Annotated in this window: 22 protein-coding genes; 8 read left to right on the forward strand and 14 right to left on the reverse strand. The window is 71.4% G+C overall.

Annotated features, from left to right (window positions below):
- Positions 1-98: 98 nt before the first annotated feature.
- Both AB0M73_RS47790 and AB0M73_RS47795 read right to left on the reverse strand, forming a co-directional pair.
- Positions 99-491 (reverse strand): DUF6292 family protein, encoded by a 393-nt coding sequence (locus tag AB0M73_RS47790; RefSeq protein WP_363906535.1) that lies wholly within the window; start codon positions 489-491, stop codon positions 99-101.
- Between the two features lie 52 nt (positions 492-543).
- Entirely contained in the window at positions 544-873 is a 330-nt protein-coding gene (locus AB0M73_RS47795; RefSeq protein WP_363906537.1) for a hypothetical protein, read from the reverse strand.
- 83 nt (positions 874-956) lie between these two features.
- Here AB0M73_RS47795 and AB0M73_RS47800 point away from each other — a divergent pair, with 83 nt between their 5' ends.
- The 5 genes from AB0M73_RS47800 (at position 957) to AB0M73_RS47820 (ending at position 3,468) form a co-directional block, all read left to right on the forward strand.
- Complete coding sequence (locus AB0M73_RS47800; RefSeq protein WP_363906539.1) at positions 957-1,337, forward strand: YihY/virulence factor BrkB family protein; 381 nt, start codon at positions 957-959, stop codon at positions 1,335-1,337.
- Entirely contained in the window at positions 1,334-1,954 is a 621-nt protein-coding gene (locus AB0M73_RS47805) for a DUF47 family protein (RefSeq protein WP_363906541.1), read from the forward strand. Before AB0M73_RS47800 ends, AB0M73_RS47805 begins: the two co-directional genes overlap by 4 nt.
- A 141-nt stretch (positions 1,955-2,095) precedes the next feature.
- Entirely contained in the window at positions 2,096-2,326 is a 231-nt protein-coding gene (locus tag AB0M73_RS47810; protein WP_363906543.1) for a hypothetical protein, read from the forward strand.
- Entirely contained in the window at positions 2,323-2,919 is a 597-nt protein-coding gene (locus AB0M73_RS47815) for an inorganic phosphate transporter (protein ID WP_363906545.1), read from the forward strand. The genes AB0M73_RS47810 and AB0M73_RS47815 overlap by 4 nt, the downstream gene beginning before the upstream one ends.
- 69 nt (positions 2,920-2,988) lie before the next feature.
- On the forward strand, positions 2,989-3,468 hold the full coding sequence (locus tag AB0M73_RS47820) for a hypothetical protein (RefSeq protein ID WP_363906547.1): 480 nt from the start codon (positions 2,989-2,991) through the stop codon (positions 3,466-3,468).
- Positions 3,469-3,487: 19 nt separating this feature from the next.
- Here AB0M73_RS47820 and AB0M73_RS47825 read toward each other — a convergent pair whose 3' ends face one another.
- Genes AB0M73_RS47825 through AB0M73_RS47835 form a run of 3 tightly spaced genes read right to left on the reverse strand, consistent with a single transcriptional unit; the run spans position 3,488 to position 5,302 of the window.
- Complete coding sequence (locus tag AB0M73_RS47825; RefSeq protein ID WP_363906548.1) at positions 3,488-4,492, reverse strand: NAD-dependent epimerase/dehydratase family protein; 1,005 nt, start codon at positions 4,490-4,492, stop codon at positions 3,488-3,490.
- Positions 4,493-4,498: 6 nt separating this feature from the next.
- Complete coding sequence (locus AB0M73_RS47830; RefSeq protein ID WP_363906550.1) at positions 4,499-4,675, reverse strand: hypothetical protein; 177 nt, start codon at positions 4,673-4,675, stop codon at positions 4,499-4,501.
- A 12-nt stretch (positions 4,676-4,687) separates the two neighbouring features.
- Complete coding sequence (locus AB0M73_RS47835) at positions 4,688-5,302, reverse strand: NAD(P)H-dependent oxidoreductase (protein WP_363906552.1); 615 nt, start codon at positions 5,300-5,302, stop codon at positions 4,688-4,690.
- A gap of 171 nt (positions 5,303-5,473) precedes the next feature.
- On the opposite strand from AB0M73_RS47835, the gene AB0M73_RS47840 reads away from it, so the two are divergent.
- Positions 5,474-6,136, forward strand: coding sequence for a hypothetical protein (locus AB0M73_RS47840; RefSeq protein ID WP_363906554.1), 663 nt, complete (start codon positions 5,474-5,476; stop codon positions 6,134-6,136).
- Here the strand turns inward: AB0M73_RS47840 and AB0M73_RS47845 are convergent.
- Together AB0M73_RS47845 and AB0M73_RS47850 are read right to left on the reverse strand one after the other, a co-directional pair.
- On the reverse strand, positions 6,127-6,672 hold the full coding sequence (locus AB0M73_RS47845; RefSeq protein ID WP_363906556.1) for a DUF2231 domain-containing protein: 546 nt from the start codon (positions 6,670-6,672) through the stop codon (positions 6,127-6,129). The genes AB0M73_RS47840 and AB0M73_RS47845 overlap by 10 nt on opposite strands.
- A 14-nt stretch (positions 6,673-6,686) precedes the next feature.
- A complete protein-coding gene (locus AB0M73_RS47850; protein ID WP_363906558.1) occupies positions 6,687-7,904 on the reverse strand; it encodes a zinc-dependent alcohol dehydrogenase in 1,218 nt (405 codons plus the stop codon).
- A gap of 99 nt (positions 7,905-8,003) precedes the next feature.
- Here AB0M73_RS47850 and AB0M73_RS47855 point away from each other — a divergent pair, with 99 nt between their 5' ends.
- The gene (locus AB0M73_RS47855; RefSeq protein ID WP_363906560.1) at positions 8,004-9,095 is read left to right on the forward strand and encodes an AI-2E family transporter; all 1,092 of its coding nucleotides are present in this window, start codon (positions 8,004-8,006) and stop codon (positions 9,093-9,095) included.
- Here the strand turns inward: AB0M73_RS47855 and AB0M73_RS47860 are convergent.
- Positions 9,055-9,894, reverse strand: coding sequence for a DMT family transporter (locus tag AB0M73_RS47860; RefSeq protein ID WP_363906562.1), 840 nt, complete (start codon positions 9,892-9,894; stop codon positions 9,055-9,057). The genes AB0M73_RS47855 and AB0M73_RS47860 overlap by 41 nt on opposite strands.
- Before the next feature lie 59 nt (positions 9,895-9,953).
- Between AB0M73_RS47860 and AB0M73_RS47865 the strand changes: the two genes are divergently transcribed.
- Positions 9,954-10,223, forward strand: coding sequence for a hypothetical protein (locus tag AB0M73_RS47865; protein WP_363906564.1), 270 nt, complete (start codon positions 9,954-9,956; stop codon positions 10,221-10,223).
- A 9-nt stretch (positions 10,224-10,232) separates the two neighbouring features.
- On the opposite strand, the gene AB0M73_RS47870 is transcribed toward AB0M73_RS47865, so the two are convergent.
- From AB0M73_RS47870 to AB0M73_RS47895, 6 genes are all read right to left on the reverse strand, one after another.
- Positions 10,233-12,092, reverse strand: a complete 1,860-nt coding sequence (locus tag AB0M73_RS47870) for a CheR family methyltransferase (RefSeq protein WP_363906566.1) — start codon at positions 12,090-12,092, stop codon at positions 10,233-10,235.
- Between the two features lie 26 nt (positions 12,093-12,118).
- The gene (locus tag AB0M73_RS47875) at positions 12,119-12,868 is read right to left on the reverse strand and encodes an ATP-binding protein (protein ID WP_363906568.1); all 750 of its coding nucleotides are present in this window, start codon (positions 12,866-12,868) and stop codon (positions 12,119-12,121) included.
- Positions 12,865-13,872: a chemotaxis protein CheB gene (locus AB0M73_RS47880; protein ID WP_363906570.1), complete on the reverse strand. Its 1,008-nt coding sequence runs from the start codon at positions 13,870-13,872 to the stop codon at positions 12,865-12,867. Before AB0M73_RS47880 ends, AB0M73_RS47875 begins: the two co-directional genes overlap by 4 nt.
- Before the next feature lie 57 nt (positions 13,873-13,929).
- Positions 13,930-14,286: a WhiB family transcriptional regulator gene (locus tag AB0M73_RS47885; RefSeq protein ID WP_363906572.1), complete on the reverse strand. Its 357-nt coding sequence runs from the start codon at positions 14,284-14,286 to the stop codon at positions 13,930-13,932.
- An 81-nt stretch (positions 14,287-14,367) separates the two neighbouring features.
- Positions 14,368-14,745: an STAS domain-containing protein gene (locus tag AB0M73_RS47890; RefSeq protein ID WP_363906574.1), complete on the reverse strand. Its 378-nt coding sequence runs from the start codon at positions 14,743-14,745 to the stop codon at positions 14,368-14,370.
- A partial coding sequence (locus AB0M73_RS47895; protein ID WP_363906576.1) for a SpoIIE family protein phosphatase occupies positions 14,735-17,997 on the reverse strand: 3,263 nt, incomplete at its 5' end. The genes AB0M73_RS47895 and AB0M73_RS47890, both read right to left, overlap by 11 nt.

Raw genomic sequence — 17,997 nt, forward strand, 5'->3', positions numbered from 1 at the left:
AGGCGAAGACCTGGTCCACCTGCCAGTCACGCAGCCGTCCCAGCAGGTAGTCGCCGACGGTCTCGGCCATGATTCCTCCTCGCGTGCGCAGCCTGGTGTTATGACGGCCGGGTACCCAGGCGCGAGGTTTCAAATCCGGGTCCGGACCCGGCCAGCAGCCCCGTCGCCCAGGCGGCCACCCGGGCCGGCTCCGGCCGGATCTCCGGGCCCATGTCCGCGATGACCAGCAGGTCCTCGCCGCTGTAGGTCTCCACCGCCGCCGACCAGCCCCGGTCCTCGTCCCACAGCAGGGCGGCGTCACGGTCCGGGTAGCCGTCCAGGTGGCCGTCCACGGCCAGATAGACGCTGACCGGCCGCTCCGTCAGCACACACGCGCACTCACAGCGCAGTCCCATCGCCGAGCTCACCCGGTAGACGTAGTCCCACAGGTTCCGTGAGGCAGAGTCGTCGAAGTCCAGTTCCATCACGTTCGTCACCGCCTCGGTAGCCACAGCCAAGTACCCGGGAGGGTGGGCAAACAAGCGGCGGCGGCGACTGTTCCGGTCAAGAGACCGATCCACCGGGCTTGACGAACACGGCCTCGACGGCCCGGCCGCGCAGGTTCTCCAGGATGTCCTTCTGCGACTGCGCCCGGGCCAGGAGCTCGTCGAGCTGTGTCCGGTCGAGACGGTCATCGTGGTCGGCCAGGCGGCGCAGCGTCTGCCAGCCGGCGGCCTTGCGGTCCACCCCCAGCCGCATCGCCTCCAACTCGATCACATAGCTCAGCGGCGACCGGCCGAACAGGTGGCCGTTGAGCTTGAGGCGGCCCAGCTTCTCCCCGAGCGCGCCGCCGGCGACCTTGACGTGGTCCTGCCGCACGCCGAGCGCGGCCATGATGCGCAGCAGGCCGTCCCGGTCCTGCTCGATGTCACGGGCGACACCGGTCAGGTCGGCGTCCTCGTGCTCGTGGGCGACGCGTGATCTGGGGCATCGCCAAGTGGCCGGTGATCGTGATCCTGGTCAGCCTGGCGATCTGCCTGCTGTACTGGGCCGCGCCCAACGTGCGCCAGCCCAAGCCGAGGTTGCTCTGGCTGACCGCCGGCAGCGTGCTCGCGATGCTGCTGTGGCTGATCGCGTCGGCCGGCTTCGCGATCTACATCGCGAATTTCGGATCCTACAACAAGACGTACGGCTCCCTGGCCGGGGTGGTCGTGTTCCTGGTCTGGCGCTGGATCAGCAACCTCGCGGTGCTGCTCGGCGCCGCCTTCGACGCCGAACTGGCACGCGGCCGGCAGCTCGCCGTCGGCCGACCGGCCGACCACGAACCGTTCCTCGACCCCACGGAGGCCGCCGAATGAGGCTGCGAGCCGCGCCACGCGACACCCGGTTCTACGATCTGCTCACCGCGTCCGGCCGCAACATCGGCGACGCGGTGGCGATCCTCGACCGGTTCGTCCGCGCCAACGTCGCCGACCGGGGACCGCTCGCGCAGGAGATGCGCCGGCTGGAACACGTCGGGGACGACCACACGCACGCGATCATCGAGCTGATCGACGTCACCTTCGTGACCCCCTTCGACCGCGAGGACATCTACCGGCTGGCGGTCCGGCTGGACGACGTCGTCGACTACGTGGACGAGGTGGTCGACCTGTCCAGCCTCTACGGCTGCGAGCAGTTCCCGGACGGGGTCTCCGAACAGGTGGCGCTGCTGGGGAAGGCCGCCGCGCTGACCACCGAGGCGATGCCCAAGCTGCGCACGCCCAAGGATCTCGTGCCCTACTGGCAGCAGGTCAGCCAGGTGGAGAACGACGCGGACCAGGTGCACCGACGGCTGCTGAGCCTGCTGTTCGGCGGCGAGTACGAGCCGCTGACGGTGATGAAGCTCAAGGACCTGGTGGACGGCCTGGAGTCGGCGGCGGACGCCTTCGAGCACGCGGCCGACGTCATGCACACGATCGCCGTCAAGGAGAGCTGACGGTGCTCGGCCTCTGGGTGGTGGTGGCCCTAGCCCTCGTGTTCAACTACACGAACGGTTTCCACGACGCGGCCAACGCCGTGGCCACGGCGGTGTCCACGCGCCCTGCCGCTGCGGTGGGCGCTGGCGATGGGAGCCGCGATGAACCTCGTCGGGGCACTGCTGTCGACCGGTGTCGCGGTGACCGTCGTGGACGGGGTGATCGCGCCGCCGACCGGGTCCGGCGGGCTCGCCGTCGTGCTGGCCGCGATCGTGGGCGCGATCGTGTGGAACGTCGTTCGGGCTGCCGTCCTCGTCATCGCACGCCCTGATCGGCGGCTTGGTCGGCGCGGCGCTGGCCGCGTCGAGCGAGGTGCACTTGGACCGGCTTGATCGACAAGGTGCTCATTCCGATGGTCATCTCGCCGCTGGTCGGGCTGGTGCTCGGCTACCTGGTCATGACGGCCATGCTGTGGGCGTTCCGGCGCGGCAACGCGCACAAGGTGCGGCGGGGGTTCCGCCATGCCCAGATCGCGTCCGCCGCCGCCCTCGCGCTGGGCCACGGCTTGCAGGACGCCCAGAAGTCCATGGGCGTGATCGTGCTGGCCCTGGCCGTGACGGGAGTGGGGCACGGCCACACGGCGCCGTTGTGGGTGGTGTTGTCGTGCGCCGCGGCGATGGCCCTCGGCAGTTACTCCGGTGGCCTGCGGGTGGTGCGAACCCTGGGCCGCCGGGTGTTCCCGATGACGCCGCCGCACGGGTTCGCGGCCGAGCTTTCCGGTGCGACCGTGCTGTACGTGACCGCGTTCGCCTGGGCGGCGCCGATCTCGACCACGCACGTGATCACCACCGCGATCATGGGCGTCGGCGCGACCCGGCGGCCGTCGGCGGTGCGCTGGGGCATCGCCGGGGACATCGTCACCGGCTGGGTGCTGACCCTGCCTGCCGCGATCGTGCACTGGCCCGCGAGCCTCGCCCTGGGGTGATTCGAGCCCGAGGGTGATTCGGGTTGGCACCGGGGTATTCCGGTGCCAACCCGAAGAGGGGTGGTTCTCGTGGACACCGGAACGGTGTACTACCTGGTCGCCGGCGTCATCGCCATCGTCATCGTGGGAAGGCTGCTCGCGTTCAGCGGGAAGCGCTACCTGGCCGCCGCCAGGGTCGGCGCGCCGGAACGCGAGTCCGCCGGCTCGGTGGCGATGCTGGTGTCGATGCTGTTCCACCTGGTGACGATGGGACTGCTTGCGCTGCTGGCGGCGATTCCGTTCGGCGGCGACCAGACCCAGGTCTTCCTGGTGCGGATCGGCCTGCTGCTGATCCTGGTGGCCGTGACCTACGCGATCGCGCTGCGCATGCTGACCCGGCGCAAGCAGGAGGAAGTGGTCTCCGGCTTCGACGCGCAGGTGCGGGAGCTCCGCCACGAGCGGGAGCACCCGAACGGGTACGCGGTGACCAACGACCCGTCCGCCGGGATGGCGCCGCAGCCCGAGCCGGAGCCGACGCTCGGCGAGCCCCGGCCGCGGCCCCGGGCCTGAGGTTCTGGCCCTGACGGTTTCAGCGCGGCACGAGCGGGGGAGTCGGTGCGCCGGCTCCCTCCGCCAGTCCCCGCAGCAGTGCGGTGACCGCCTCCTGGGCGGAGTGCTCGGGTTTCCAGCCGAGCTCGGTCGACGCCCGCCGGGTTTCCATCTCCGGCGCCGACAGCGCGAGGTCGAGCCAACCTGGCTCGGTCGGCTGCAGGCGCAGCCGCCAACTCGTCGCCGCGAGCGCGCGCAGGGCCCCGGTCGGCATCGGAATGTGCACGGCGCCGGTCAGCCGTGCGAGCTCGCGCGGCGTGAGCGGGGGCGGAGCGGCCAGGTTGATCGCGCCGGAGACGGTGCCGCGCAACGCCAGCACGATGGCCCGTGCGACGTCGCTGGAATGCACGAACTGGAGCCTGAGGTGGCTCGGCAGCGGCAGCAGCCGCAACTTGGCCCGGGCCGCCAGGTCGAACAGGGCCGGCGATGCGAGATGACCGATGAAATAGCGCTGGATCTCGCTCGCTGCGGCGTGCTGGAGCACAAGACCGGGCCGGAAGCGAGTGACCGTCAGCTCCGGGTCGCCGGCCGCCACCAGGTCGAGCATCCGTTCGACGGCGGCCTTCTGGGTGCTGTAGGTCGATGAGGGCACGCCGTCGGTCGGCCACGACTCGTCGACCGCCTTGTCCTCGGGACCGGGGGAGTAGGCGCCGATCGAGGACAGGTAGACCAGGTGGTGTATGCCGGACGCGACGGCGGCGTCGAACACGCGCCGACTACCGTCCACATTGGTCCGGGCGAGCAGCGGGCTGTTCCGGCTGGGCTGGAGCAGCCAGGCCAGGTGCACGACGGCGTCGGCGGCCTTGAAGGCCGCGCGCAGCAGCACGTCGGAGTCGGCGCGGGAGATGTCGATCTCGTGCCACGGCAGGTCAACCGCCGGTGCGCGGCGCGAGACGCCGACCACGTCGAAGTCGGGTGAACCGGCCATCGCACGCAGCAAGGCGGTTCCGATGTTGCCGGAACCGCCGACCACCACGACTCGCATGGTGAATCACTCCTCGGCCGCCAGACCATCGTCCGCGCGGAGCCCGAGCATGTCCAGCAACTCCGCGCACTGCTCGGCGTTAACCGCCCGGCTCGCGACGTGTCGCGCCGCGCGCCGCCGCTGCTCGGGCGGGTTGCCGTCCAGCACGATGGATGGGCGGGCCGGGTTCTTGGTGAGCGCCATCGGGCTGCCTCCTCAGGCCGGATACGGGTTCTCACGCAGCACCCGCGCCAGGTGGGCGGCGTTGCTCGCGAGCTGCTTGGTGGTGTCGGCGACGTGCTCCGGCACCTCGTCGAGATCCTTGAAGTCGGTGCCGTGCATGGCCTCCCCGACCCAGTACGTGACGCCGCCGGCCGGAATGGTGAAACCGACGTCGTCCAGCGCCTGGAACAGGTCGGCGCTGACCTTGTGCGCGCCGTCCTCGTTGCCGACCACGGCGACCGTCGCGACCTTGTTGTACACGGACGGTAAGCCGTCGTTGCCGGTCTCGGAAAGCTCGCCGTCCAGCCGCTCCAGCACCCGCTGAGCGATGCTCGACGGGTGTCCGAGCCAGATCGGCGTGGCCAGCAGCAGGATGTCCGACTCCAGCAGCCGGGCCCGGATCGCCGGCCACACGTCGCCCTCGCCCATGTCCACCGCGACGCCCGGCTTCACCTCCTGGTCGACGACCCGGATGATCTCGCCCTTGACGCCGTGGGCCGCGAACTCGTCCAGCACCAGTTGGGCGAGCAGGTCGCTGCTGGAGGCGGCCGGTGAGGGCGTGAGCGTGCAGACGAGGGCAAGCGCGCGCACTTCCTTCGCTGTGGTCATGTCGACGGCTACCCGAGTCCGCCGGGACCAAACTGGCCGGACGGGGATGGGCGGAGAGGCGTGATTGCGCGCCGCGCGCCGGGGTAGTCCTTGACCATGCTCGATGACCAGCCACCACCGAGGATCTCTTGGCCACGAGACGTCGACACGCACAGCCTGAGGTGATCGACCATGGCTGACGAACCCCGGACCCAGGTGACGCTGCGGCCCTACGCGAGCCCGCTGCCGCTCGGATTCTTCTCCTTCGCCGTGGGCATGGCGCTGATCGCCGGTGCCGGCATCGGGTGGCTGCGGCAGGGGGATCTCACGACCGTCGGCGTGATGATGGCGCTGTTCGTGTTCCCGCTACAGCTGACGTCGACCATCTTCGCCATGCTCGCCAGGGACACCGCGGCGGCGACGGCACTGGGCCTGTACTCGACGTCGTGGCTCGCGACCGGCGCGCTCTACACGCTCGAACCGAGCCAGCAGACCAGCCGTGCGCTGGGCCTGTATCTCGCGGCGTTCACCGTGGTGCTGATACCGCTGGCCGTCGGTGCGCTCTTCGGCAAGGCCCTGCTGGCCGTCGTGCTGACGGTCTCGGCCCTGCGCGCCGGGTTTCAGGCGGCCTACCAGCTCGGCGCGGCCCACTGGACCGACGCCCCCAGCGGCGTCGTCGCCGGCCTGCTGGTCATGCTGGGCTGCTACGCCGGCATCGTGTTCATGGTCGAGGACTTCCGCGGCGGCAGCGGCCTCATGCTCCGGCGCGGGCCCGCCCGCCAAGCCCTGACGGACGGGCCGCACGACCAGTTCACCGAGCCACCGCACGAGCCGGGCGTCCGGCCTCAGCTCTGACGGCCACGCGGGTCGGGACTCGGCGCATCCAGTGCCGGGTTGAAACCGTCGCGCTGGGCCGCCTCGGTCGCCACCCGGACGCCGTACCGGTAGGCGAGCATGCCGCCCAGGTACCCCGAGACGCCGAGGATCGCGAGCAGCACGACGTCCGAGATCACGGTCCAGGTCCGAGAGTCGTTGAACTGGCCCAGCATGCGCAGGTAGAAGCTCACGGCCCAGCACGCGAGCACGAACACGTTGAGCACCATGTGCACGGCCGCCACGCGGTAGGCGGGATCGCCTCGGCGCAGGCGGGTGAAGTCGAGCAGTCCCAGCAGGGCGGCGAGCAGCGCGCCGGCGATGCCGATGCCGATCAGCCACACGGCGCCGAGCTCCAGGAAGCCCGGCGGCCGCACGAACAACGCCCCGACGTCGAACACGAGCGCGGACGTCCACGCCCCGATGGGCACCGTGACGGCGATGGGGTGGAACGGATGGCCGTACGGTCCGGCCAACACGGTGCGGGGACGCTTGGCCGCGTCCATTGCCGTATGCATGACACACCTCCGGTTCAGGAGACGTCGAGCACGGTCTTGAGCCAGCCCTCTTCGCGCCGGTCGAAACTGCGGTACGCCTCGATGGCCGACTCCGGCTCCGCGCGCCGGGTGATCAGGGCCGACGGATCGACCGTGCCGGCGGCGACCAGGTCCATCAGCTTCGGCAGGTAGCGCCGGTGGTTGCAGTTGCCGAGCTTGACGGTCAGGTTCTTGTTCATCGCCTCGCCCAGCGGGAAGTGGTCGAACCCGGGCGGGTAGACGCCGATGACGCCGATCGTGCCGGCCTTGGCCACGGCCTCGACGGCCCAGCGCGCCGCCAGGCTCGGCGCGTCGCCGGGCCGCCATTGGCCGTCCTGGGGCCGGCCGTCGGGGATAGGGGCGTCCGGCGCCGCCTCGGCCCGCTCGCGGTCGAACCGCTCGCCGTCCTGGTCCGCCGCCGGGCCCGAGGCTGGCCGCTGCGCGTCGACGCCGACCGCGTCGATCACGCGGTCCACGCCGATGCCGCCGGTGAGGTCCCGGACCGCCTCGATCGGGTTCTCGCGGTTGAAGTCGATCGGCTCGGCGTGCAGCGCCCGGGCCGCGTCCAGCCGGGACTCGATGCCGTCGACGATCAGCACCCGGCCCGCGCCCTGCTGGCGGGCCGACAGCGCGGCGAACTGGCCCACGATGCCGGCGCCCATCACCAGCACCGTGTCGCCGTCGCCGACCTCGGCCAGCCGTGCGCCGAACCACGCCGTCGGGTAGATGTCGGACAGCAGGATCGCCTGGTCGTCGGTGACCGTGTCGGGCACGGGAACGAGCGTGGTCATGGCGTACGGGATTCGGGCGTACTCGGCCTGGAGACCGTCGATCGGACCGGTGGTCTCCGGGCCGCCGAAGAACGAGGTGCCGGCCGCCGGGCCGTTCGGGTTGGCGGTGTCGCACTGCGCGTAGTAGCCCGCACGGCAGTACGAGCAGGTGCCGCAGCCGATGGTAGAGCAGACCGCGACCCGGTCGCCGGGCTTGAATCCCCGCACCGCGGGGCCGACCTCGGCGATGACGCCGACCGCCTCGTGGCCCAGCACCGTGCCGGGTCGCATCCCCGGCATCGTGCCGCGCACCAGGTGCAGGTCGGTGCCGCAGATGGCGCCGCGGGTCACCCGGATGACCGCGTCCGTCGGTTCCTGGATCTTGGGATCGTCCACGGTGTCCAGTCGGATGTCTCCGATGTCGTGCCACACGACTGCCTTCATCGTCGCCTCTCCATGTCGTAGTCCGTGTTCGGGCGGCGAGTACCCGGGCGACCTGTGCACAAACGCGTTTCGCGGCCGCGCTGTCGGCAATCCGGGAGCATGGCGGCGTCTCCCTCTCGCGGCCGGCTGCCGGTGCTCACCTCTGGCCTGCTCGGGCGTACGACCGTGCGCGCGTTCCAGATCCTGGTCATCTTCGGCGCGCTGTGGGCGTTGAGCGTGGTCGCGGCGCAGCTCAGCATCGTGGTCATTCCGCTGGCGGTGGCGATGCTGCTGGCGGCCCTGCTCGCGCCGCTGGCCGGCTGGCTGTGCCGGCACGGCTGGCCCCGTGCGCCGGCGGTGCTGGTGGCTCTGCTGGCGGGGCTGGTCGTGGTCGGTGGGCTCGTCACGTTCATCACGGTCTCGGTCGTGTCGGACTGGCCGGAGCTGGGTTCCCGGCTGACCCAGGGCATCGACCAGACGCGCGGGTGGCTGGTGCACGGTCCGCTGCGCCTGGACGACCGGGAGCTGACCCAGGTCTTCGACCAGCTGCGGTCCTGGGTGGACAGTCATCGCGACGTGGTCGCGAGCACGGCTCTGAACACGATGACCGCGGTTGCGGAGGTGGGGGCCGGCATTCTGCTGGCCCTGTTCATGTTGATCGTGTTCCTGTACGACGGCGAGCGGGTCTGGCGGCACGTCGTCGCGCTGTGGCCGGAACGGACCGCCGGCCGGATGGATCGCGCGGGGCGGGCGGCGTTCGAGGCACTGGTGCGGTTCGTGCGCACGACCGGGCTGGTCGCGTTGATCGACGCGATCGCCATCGGCATCGGGTTGGCGCTGCTGCACGTGCCGCTCGTCGTGCCGCTGGCGGCCCTGGTGTTCCTGGGCGCGTTCGTCCCGTACGTCGGGGCGTTCGCCTCGGGCACGGCGGCGGTGGTGATGGGGCTGCTGGCCGGCGGGCCGGTGACCGCCCTGCTGGTGCTGGCCGTGGTGGTCGGTGTGCAGCAGTTGGAGGGCAACGTGCTGCATCCGTTGCTGACCGGGAACTTCGTCCGGCTGCATCCGCTGGTGGTGGTGGTCGTGGTCGCCATCGGCGGCGCCGAGGCCGGCATCGTCGGCGCGCTGCTGGCCGTGCCGGTCACGGCCTGTGTCCACGCCGGACTGACGGCCGTCAGGAGTCCGGCTTCAACACCGGAGACCGAACCAGAATGAGCGTGCCGGCGGCGATCAGCGCCGCGCCGAGGATCTCGCCGGCCAGCCAGCCGCCGCCCCGGGCGTGCTCGCCGAACACGGTGAAGCCCCAGGCCATGGCCACCAGCGGATTGCTCAGTGTCATGCCCGGCTGGGACGCCACCAGCTCGCCGGCCTGCAACGTGTTCTGCAGCAGGAAGAACGACGCCGGGCCGATCACCACCACCGCGTAGGTCTGCCACGTCACGAGCATGGCGCCGACACCGGCCGCCCCCACGGCGGCCACCAGCACCGCGGTCGTGCCGAACCCGACCCCGGTGGCGAGCCCCAGCAGCGCTGCCCGCCGGCCGCCCTTCGTGCGCCGGCCGGCCACGGTCAACGCTCCCATCAGCACCAGACTCGCCGCCAGGCCGACCATCCAGGCCCACAGCGGGGGCCGGAGCGGATGGCCGCCGGTCGGTTCGAGACAGAACGAGAACACCGCCAGCCCCACCGCCATGGCCAGCACGGCCCACCAGTCGCGGGCCGCGATCGACCGCCGGAAGACCAGCGAGGCAAGCACCAGCGTCATCGGCAGCTCGCTGATCAGCAGCGGTTGCACCACGGACACCGGGCTCACCGCCAGGGCGACCGCCTGCAGCGCGAAGCCCAGCACCACCGCGCCGATCCCGGCCAGCCACACCGGTCTGCGCACGAGGTCCCACAGCATCCGGACGGAGAACGCCAACTGCGCCGGCTCGTCGCGGCCAGCCTTGCGCTGCAACACCGAGGCCGCCGCGTTCATCGCCGAGGCCAACACTGCCAGTAGGACACCGACCATGGCACCGGATACCCCGGACTCACGGCGGTTGCGCACCCGCGAAACGGGTGATCGACGGCATGACACGCATGCTTCCGGAGGACAGCGGTCCGACCGATGTGCAATCGCCCGTGGACACTCCGCGCCTGAACGCCGGCACGGGTGTCGTCTACTTCGACCCGGAGCCCTCCGTCGCGGACTTCTTCTGCCGTGCCACCGCTACCGGCCCGGAGATCATCGATCCCCGCACGCATGACTGGTGGGCGCCGGTGAGGCTGTCGGACGGGGCCGTCGACCTGCTCCCGTTCATCCTCATCGTGCGCGTCGACGACGGGAACACCGCTCTGTGACCGGTGTCGTCAGGCGACGCGGTTCTCCTCCAGCACGAGGATGGCCCCGTTGACCCCGCCGTCGCGGTTGCGCAGCGGGCTCGCGACGACCCGCACGGACACGTGCCGGCCACGCCGGTTGACGGCCGCGATCGAGATCTCCCCGACGGTCTCGGCGTCGGACAGCGCCGCGCGCACCAGCGGACGCAGTTCGCTCAGGGGCAGGCCGATGTCGAGGTTGAGCAGATGCTGCCCGTCGGCCTCGTCCCGGCGCAGTCCCCACAGCTCCTGTGAGCCGCGGTTCCACACGATGACCCGCATTTCCGGATCCACCACGATGACGCCGGAGCGCAGCGAGGTGAGGATGGACTCGAGGAAGTTGTTGAGGTCGTCGAGCTCGGTGGACCGCTCGTTTAGGCGGTCGTTGATCGCCTGCAACTCGTCGTTGGTGGACTGGAGCTCCTCGTTCATGGTCTCCAGTTCCTCGTTGGTGGACTGGAGCTCCTCGTTGGTGGTCTCCAGTTCCTCCACGGTGGACTGCAGTTCTTCGTTCGTGGTTTCCAGCTCCTCGTTGGTGGACTGGAGCTCCTCGTAGGCCGACTCCAGTTGCCGGTTGGCGTGCTCCAGCTCGTCGAGCAGCCGGCGGGCGGCGCTGACGTCGCGGAACACCACGGAGACGCCCAGCAGGCCGCGCTCGTTCACCAGCGGATGCAGCTCCACGTCGAGCCAGATGGTGTCGCTGGGCCCGCGCTGCCACTCCACGTCCTTCTGCCGCAGCACACGGCGCTCCACCTTGACCCGCTCCACCTGGGCGCGCAGCTCGACCGGCCGGTAGGACAGCTCCAGGTCGCGCAGCGGCCGGCCGAGGTCCCGAGAGCTGAGCCCGAACAGCACCTCCGCCTGATGGTTGATCAGCGCCACGTCGTCGTCAGTGTTCATCACCACCTGCGCCACCGGCGCCGCCGAGAAAGCGTGCGCGCGCAGCGCGTCGGCGTCACTGGGCAGCTGGCGGCGGGCCGGCGTCGCGGCGTGGGCAAACAGGCTGCCGTGTGTGACGCCAGGAATGGGCACCTTGCGGAACATGCGCTGCTTCAGGTCGATCGGGGTGAACAGGGTGTCGTAGCTGAGCAGCATCTCGGCCTTGCCGAGGAAGAGCACGCCGTCGGGCAGCAGCGCGAAGTGCAGCCTCGTGAGGATCTTGGCCTGGGTCTCGGCGTTGAAGTACATCAGCGTGTTGCGGCACAGCAGCAAATGGATCCGCGAGATGGGGGCGTCCTGGACGAGATCGTTGCGGCCGAAGATGACCGAGCGGCGCAGGTCCTGCCGGAACACGTACTGGCCGCCGTGCCGCTCGAAATAGCGCTCCAGCAGATCCGGCGGGACGCCCTCGACCTCGCGGTCGCCGTAGGTGGCCTGCCGGGCCTGGATCAGCGCCTCCTCGTCGACGTCGGTGGCGTAGATCTTCACGCGCTGCCGGAACTCCTCCACGCCCAGTGCCTCGGTCAGCAGGATGACCAGGCTGTAGGCCTCCTCGCCGGAGGCGCAGCCGGCGCTCCACACCCGGATCGGGGCTTCCGGCTCCAGTTGGCCGAGCAGTCGAGGCAGCACCTCGTCACGCAGGTGCGCCCACGCGTCGGGATCGCGGAGGAAGCCGGTCACGTTGATCAGCAACGTGTTGAACAGCGCCGCGAACTCGTCGGCATTGACCTGAAGGTGGTCGATGTACTCGGCGTAGTCGTCGATGCCCACCTGGGTCATACGCCTGCGCACGCGCCGGGTCAGACTGGTCCTCTTGTAGCCGGTGAAGTCGAAGCCGCGAGTCTCCTTCAGATACAGTAGAACTGCCTCGAACCCGTCGCTCACGCTGCCATCGGCGGTTGTGTCCACCACAGGACAGACCGTACTCGGCTCACTGTTCAGGGTGTGGCCGGCACGGCGAGCACGGCCCACACCACCTTCCCGCCGTCCCACGTCGGCCCCGTGCCCCATGCCTTCGACAACGCGTCCACGAGGAAGATGCCGCGTCCGCCACTTTCCGCGGCACCCGGTTCCAACCGCGTCGGCGGCGTGCGGCTGGCGTCGCGCACGGCCACGGTGAGCAGCCCCCGGCGCAGCTCCAGCCGCAGCCGCGCGCCGGAATGGCCGTGCAGGATGGCGTTCTCCACGAGTTCGGAGACGATCAGGCAGGCGTCGTCGATGATCTCCGTGAGCCGCCACGCCTCGAGGGTCTCGGTGACGAAGCGGCGGCCGGCCGCCGGACTGCGGATCGCGGACGGGAGTTCGAGCGTGGCCAGCTGGCGCGTCGGGGCGCCGTTCAGCTTGCGCGCCGCCTCTGTCACGAGGGCGAACGTGGGCACGAAGCGGTCGATGGCCCCCCGCCGCAGCAACTCCCGCGTCCGGCCGGGCCGCGCGACCAGCACGACCGGCAGCCCGGGCCAGTCGGCGGCCTTGCGAGCGACCATGCCGAACACGCTCAGCGCCAGCGGTGTGACCACGGTCGTCCGGTCGAGTTCGACGATGATGCCCGACGGCTCGTCGGCGACGCACTTCAGCAGCGTGTTGCGTACCCGCGCGACGCTGGCCAGTCCCAGCTCGCCCACCAGCCGCACGACCACGGCCGCCCCGCGCGGGGTGACGTCGATCGACAGATCCAGCGTCCCCGTCACGACGTCGTCTCCTCACTGAGCACGTCGATGCGGAGGAAGTCGCGCAGGGTGGCCGCGGCCTGGGTCGCTTCGGCCGCCGACGCCGCATAGCGGCGGGCGACCAAACCACTGCCCCGCTGCACAGCGGTCCGCTCCATCCGCCGGTTCAGGCTGATCTTCTCGTCCAAGGTGCGCAGCGCGGTCCACAGCGCCCGTTCCAGCTGCGCATCCTTCTGGTCGGACAGGGCCTCCAGCGTCCATGCGTGTCCCACCCGGCACCGGTAGCGCTGTGTGTCGTGAATCGTCATGAGGCTGCCGTCGCAGTCCGGGCAGGTGAAGCCCGACGGCTCACCCACGGTCTCCATGTCGAGCAGCCCCTTCCCCAATCCGTGTTCGGCGATGTCGGCCTCCAGCACGTCGGACTGTGACATCGTCGGCCGCGGCCAGCCGTCCACTTCCTCGCGGGTGAGCGCGGCGACCACTTCGCCGAGTTTCGCGGCCGGCGCGACGTGAGCCGTCGGCACCTCCCGCAGCGCGTTCTCCGGCATGCCCGCGTACACCGCGTCGGCCGGGTCCTGGACGACCGCCGCCCCGCCGCGGGCGACGATCGACATCAGGCCCGCCGTGCCGTCGTCGAGGGCGCCGGACAACACGACACCGATGACCCGTGGCCCGACCGCCCGCGCGGCCGACCGGAACAACGCGTCCACCGCCGGCCGGTGCCCGCTTTCCGTCGGGCCCTTCGACAGGCCCATGACGCCGTCGGTGACGAGCAGGTGGTGGTCGGGGATCGCGGTGTAGACGTGCCCGTGGCGCAACGGCTCGCCGTGCGCCGCGCGCCGCACCGGCAGGGGACCGGCGCGATCGAGAATGGCCGGCAGCGCGCTCGTGCCGCCGCTGGGCATGTGCAGCACCACCAGGACCGTGGCCGACAGATCCGAGGGGAGGGCCGACATCAGTTGCAGTAGCGACTCGACGCCACCGGCCGACGCTCCGACGACGACCACATCGCGGCACTGGGACACATTGTCACCTTCCTCAGCCGCTGGTCTCGAATTCGAGGCTACCCCGTTTAGCCACATTCACACGCCCTGACGCAGGCTGGTTCGCTCGTCGGCGCGCCGTGACCGGGCCGGTCGGCACCCGAGGCGACGGGCCTCCCGCCGCCGGCGCGCGATGGCCGCCCGCCGCTCGGTCTCGTCCTGCCCGCCCCACACACCGTACGGCTCCTCGGCGGCGATCGCGTGCCGGCGGCACTCCACGATCACCGGGCAGCGGGCGCAGACCGCCTTCGCCCGCTCGTCCCGGTCCCGCCGGGCCGACCCGCGTTCCAGGTCCGGGTGGAAGAACACCGCGTCCTGGCCGCCGCGGCAGGCGGCGCTCAGCTGCCACGCCCAGTCGGCGGCGACCGGTCGGGGGAGGGTCTTCCTGCTGGTCATGCCTGCCGCCTTCCTCGTTCACGGGTCCGACACCAGCGGCTTCCCCGCACAGCGAGGGCGAAACGGCGGGCCCGCGAATCGTCAGCCGGACATGGCCTCCGCGACGCTGGCGTAGACGGGGAAGGCGGTGGTCATGCCGGTGATCTCCAGCGGCCGCAGCACCTTGCGGGAGCTGGCCACGAGACGAAGCGGCACCGCGTTCGCGATGGCGTGGGCCCGGGCCTCGGCCAGCATCTGCAGCCCGGACGAGCCGAAGAAGGTCACGTCGGACAGGTCCACGACGACAACCTCGGGGCGGCCGTCGACGGTGCGGGTGAGCACCCGCTCGACGGCGTCCCGGCTGGTCATGTCGATCTCGCCGCTGATGCGCACGACGGACACCGGGCCCAACCGGTCAACCGCGGCCAGCGCGGGCGGGATCGCGTCGGCGGGCGTCGGAAAACCTCCGTCACTGCCCATGGCCTCGACCATAACCAGGCGTGTCGGGGGCGGCAACCGCGGGTGACAGCGTGAACTCGACCCGGGTGCCGGCCTCGGATCCGTGCACCTGCGAGCGCTCCGACGCGGCCTTGATCATGACCAGGCCGCGGCCCCGGGTGCCGTTGTCCGCGGGCACCGGCCGCCAGTTGCCGCCGTCGGTCACCACACCCGTGACGCCGCCGTCCGGGGTGCAGCGCAGCTCGTAGCTGAAGTCGCCGGCGGGACGGCCCCGGTAGGCGTGCTCGACGGAGTTCGCCGTGGCCTCCCCGAGGACGATCAGCAGGTCCTCGATCAGCGTCCGCGGCAATCCGGAGCGCTCGGCCCACCCGATGATGTCGGCCCGGGCGACCGCCAGCTGGTCGGGGCGTGCGGGCAGGGACCGCCGCAGCGGCTCCGGCACCAGCCGCGCGACCACCAGCGCGACGTCGTCGCCGGGGCCCTCGTCGGTGAGCAGGTGGTCGACCAGCCACACCGCCAGTTCCTCGGGCGGCAGGTCGGCGGCGGTGGCGGCCAGCCGCTCCAGGTCCTCGTCGAGATCGGCGTCCCGGCGCTCGACCAGGCCGTCCGTGTACAGCACGATGCCGGCCTGCGGCGACAGCGAGCACTGCCCCTCGGTGAACTCCATGCCGGTGCCCAGCCCCAGCACCGGGCCCCGAGCACCGCTCAGGAACTGGCCGCGGCCGTCCATGATCACCAGTGGCGGCAGGTGGCCGGCGCTGGCCCAGCGCAGTTCCGCGGCGGCGCAGTCGATCACCACACAGACCACTGTGGACGCCAGGGCGTCGGGGATACGGGCCGCGAACTCGTCCAGCCGGGCCAGGGCGGAGGCCGGCGGATGACCTTCGAGCAGGTACGCGGCGAGCGTGCTGCGCAGCTGGCCCATCGCGGCTGCGGCCCGCGGGCCCTGGCCGACGACGTCGCCGACGATCAGCGCGACCCGGCCGTCGTCGAGCGGCAGCACGTCGTACCAGTCGCCGCCGGCCTGGCTGAACGCGGCGCCGGCCAGGTAGCGGGCGGCCAGCGCGAGCCGGTCCAGCCGCGGCAGCCGAGCGGGCAGCAGGCTGCGCTGCAGCGTCTCGGCGATCTCGTGCTCGGCCTGGTACAGCCGGGCCCGGTCCAACGCCTGCCCGCACTGCTCGGCCAGCGCCAACGCGGCCCGCTTGTCCCCGGCGTCGAGCGGGCACTCGCGGGGGCTGCCCAGCGTGAGAACGCCGATGCACTTCCCGTTGGCCATCAACGGAATCACCGCACCGGAGTGGAAGCCGACCGACCGCGCCCGGTCGACGAAGTCCGGGTACTCGGCCCGCCAGTCGTCGACCCGGTCCAACCACAGCGGCGACCGGCTGCCCACGGCGTCGGCGATGGGCGAGTGCTCCCGCAGGTCGAGCCGCTCGCGCCCGTACTGCTGGCCGGGCACGGTCAATGGCTCCAGCCGATGCGGGTCGCGCAGTTCGAAGACGGCGAACTCGTGATCAAGGAAGAGCCGCAGTCCGTGCGTCGCCGCCGTCTCCGCGACGCGCTGGGGCGAGGTCGCGGCGGAGAAGTCGGCGGTGGCCTGCTGCAGCAGCGCCAGCCGGCGCGCGGTGGCCTGCTCCTCGGCCAGCAGCAGGGCGTTGTCGAGTGCGATGCCGGCACGGTCGGCGAGCTGCTCGGCCAGCGCCAGGTCCTGCTCGCCGTATGCGGGGCCGTCCGTGGAGCGGCACATGCCCAGCACCGCGAGCACCTTGCCGCGAGCCCGCAGCGGCACCGCGATCTCGGTGCTGCTGACCAGGGTCGGCTCGTCGACGGCCGGCGCGGTCGGGGACACGGCGGCCCCGGCCCGGGCCATGATCACCGGGCGACCGGCGTCGGTGACCCGGGTGAGCGCGCAACCGTCCGCGAGCCCACCTTCGAGCAGCACCCCGATGAGGCGGTCCAGTCGCTGCCGCACCCCGGTCTCGGCGTCCAGGGCCGTTCCGACCAGCGCCAGCAGCCGCTGGCGTTCGCTCTCCCGATAGCGCTCGTTGACGTCGACGCAGCTGGCCACGTGCCCGCCGAACTCTTCGCCGCTGCCGATCGGCACCGCGTGCTCCAGCACCCAGTGGTACGCCCCGTCGGACCGGCGCAGCCGGTACTCGATGTCGAACGGCTCGCCGTCGCGGGTCGCCTGCTGGAAAGTGGCGAGGTAGAGGTCGCGGTCGTCGGGATGCAGAGCCTCCTGCCACTCGTCGCCCAGCCCGGCCGCACCGGTGTACTCCGACCAGCCCCGGTTGGCCAGCACCCGCTTGCCCGCACGGTCCGACGCCCAGATCATCGCCGGCGCCACGTCCGCCATGGTGCGGAACCGCTCCTCGCCCTGCCGGCGCACGCGGCCCAGCCGCACGTGGGTGTTGGCCCGCGCGAGCAGTTCGCCGGCGGCGAAGGGCTTCACGAGGTAGTCGTCGGCGCCGGCCCGCAACCCCTCGGCCGCGGCCTCCTGGCCGGCGCGGGCGGACAGCAGCAGCACCGGCAGGCGTGCCGTCCGCGGATCGGCACGGAGCTCACGGACCAGGCTGATGCCGTCGAGGCCGGGCATCATCACGTCGCTGATCAGCAGGTCCGGCGGCTCCGATCGGATCAGCTCCAGCGCGCGGTCGCCGTCGCCGACGGTCCGCACGGTGTGCCGCTCGCTCAGCAACCGCGAGAGATAGTCGCGCATGTCGGCGTTGTCATCGGCGACGAGCACGTAGCCGGGCCCGCGATCGAACGGCCCGCCGGACGGCACGTCCGGCGGCAGCCAGCGCAGCGCCTCCTCCACGTACGGCGCCGGCGCCGGCGCGGGAACCGCGGCAGGCTCGGTTTCCCGGCCTTCCCCGAACGGGATCCGCACGGTGAAGCAGGTGCCCTCGCCGTCGACGCTCTCGGCGGAGATGTCACCGCCGTGCAGCCGCACGAGTTCCCGCACGAGCGCGAGGCCGATGCCGCTGCCCTCGGTGGACCGCGCGCGGGGCTGCTCGATGCGGTGGAAACGCTCGAACAGCCGGGGCATCTCCTGCTTCGGGATGCCCACGCCGGTGTCACGCACGCACAGCACCGCGTGCTCGCCCTCGGTCCGAAGGGTGACCCGCACCGAGCCGTCCAGCGTGAACTTGAAGGCGTTGCTCAGCAGGTTGAGCACGACCTTCTCCCACATGTCCCGGTCCACATGCACCGGCCGGTCCAGCGCGGGGCAGTCGACGTCCAACACCAGGCCGGCCTTCTCCATCGCGGCCC

Origin of the sequence: Kutzneria sp. NPDC051319 (assembly GCF_040682195.1) — a bacterium.
Classification (GTDB): Bacteria; Actinomycetota; Actinomycetes; order Mycobacteriales; family Pseudonocardiaceae; genus Kutzneria.

Bases quoted from the DNA above. Each gene is read 5' to 3' on its own strand.
- AB0M73_RS47795 (WP_363906537.1), bottom strand. From the start codon at position 873: ATGGCCGCGCTCGGCGTGCGGCAGGACCACGTCAAGGTCGCCGGCGGC.
- AB0M73_RS47805 (WP_363906541.1), top strand. From the start codon at position 1,334: ATGAGGCTGCGAGCCGCGCCACGCGACACCCGGTTCTACGATCTGCTC.
- AB0M73_RS47810 (WP_363906543.1), top strand. From the start codon at position 2,096: ATGAACCTCGTCGGGGCACTGCTGTCGACCGGTGTCGCGGTGACCGTC.
- AB0M73_RS47825 (WP_363906548.1), bottom strand. From the start codon at position 4,492: ATGCGAGTCGTGGTGGTCGGCGGTTCCGGCAACATCGGAACCGCCTTG.
- AB0M73_RS47830 (WP_363906550.1), bottom strand. From the start codon at position 4,675: ATGGCGCTCACCAAGAACCCGGCCCGCCCATCCATCGTGCTGGACGGC.
- AB0M73_RS47835 (WP_363906552.1), bottom strand. From the start codon at position 5,302: ATGACCACAGCGAAGGAAGTGCGCGCGCTTGCCCTCGTCTGCACGCTC.
- AB0M73_RS47840 (WP_363906554.1), top strand. From the start codon at position 5,474: ATGGCTGACGAACCCCGGACCCAGGTGACGCTGCGGCCCTACGCGAGC.
- AB0M73_RS47845 (WP_363906556.1), bottom strand. From the start codon at position 6,672: ATGCATACGGCAATGGACGCGGCCAAGCGTCCCCGCACCGTGTTGGCC.
- AB0M73_RS47850 (WP_363906558.1), bottom strand. From the start codon at position 7,904: ATGAAGGCAGTCGTGTGGCACGACATCGGAGACATCCGACTGGACACC.
- AB0M73_RS47855 (WP_363906560.1), top strand. From the start codon at position 8,004: ATGGCGGCGTCTCCCTCTCGCGGCCGGCTGCCGGTGCTCACCTCTGGC.
- AB0M73_RS47860 (WP_363906562.1), bottom strand. From the start codon at position 9,894: ATGGTCGGTGTCCTACTGGCAGTGTTGGCCTCGGCGATGAACGCGGCG.
- AB0M73_RS47865 (WP_363906564.1), top strand. From the start codon at position 9,954: ATGACACGCATGCTTCCGGAGGACAGCGGTCCGACCGATGTGCAATCG.
- AB0M73_RS47885 (WP_363906572.1), bottom strand. From the start codon at position 14,286: ATGACCAGCAGGAAGACCCTCCCCCGACCGGTCGCCGCCGACTGGGCG.
- AB0M73_RS47890 (WP_363906574.1), bottom strand. From the start codon at position 14,745: ATGGGCAGTGACGGAGGTTTTCCGACGCCCGCCGACGCGATCCCGCCC.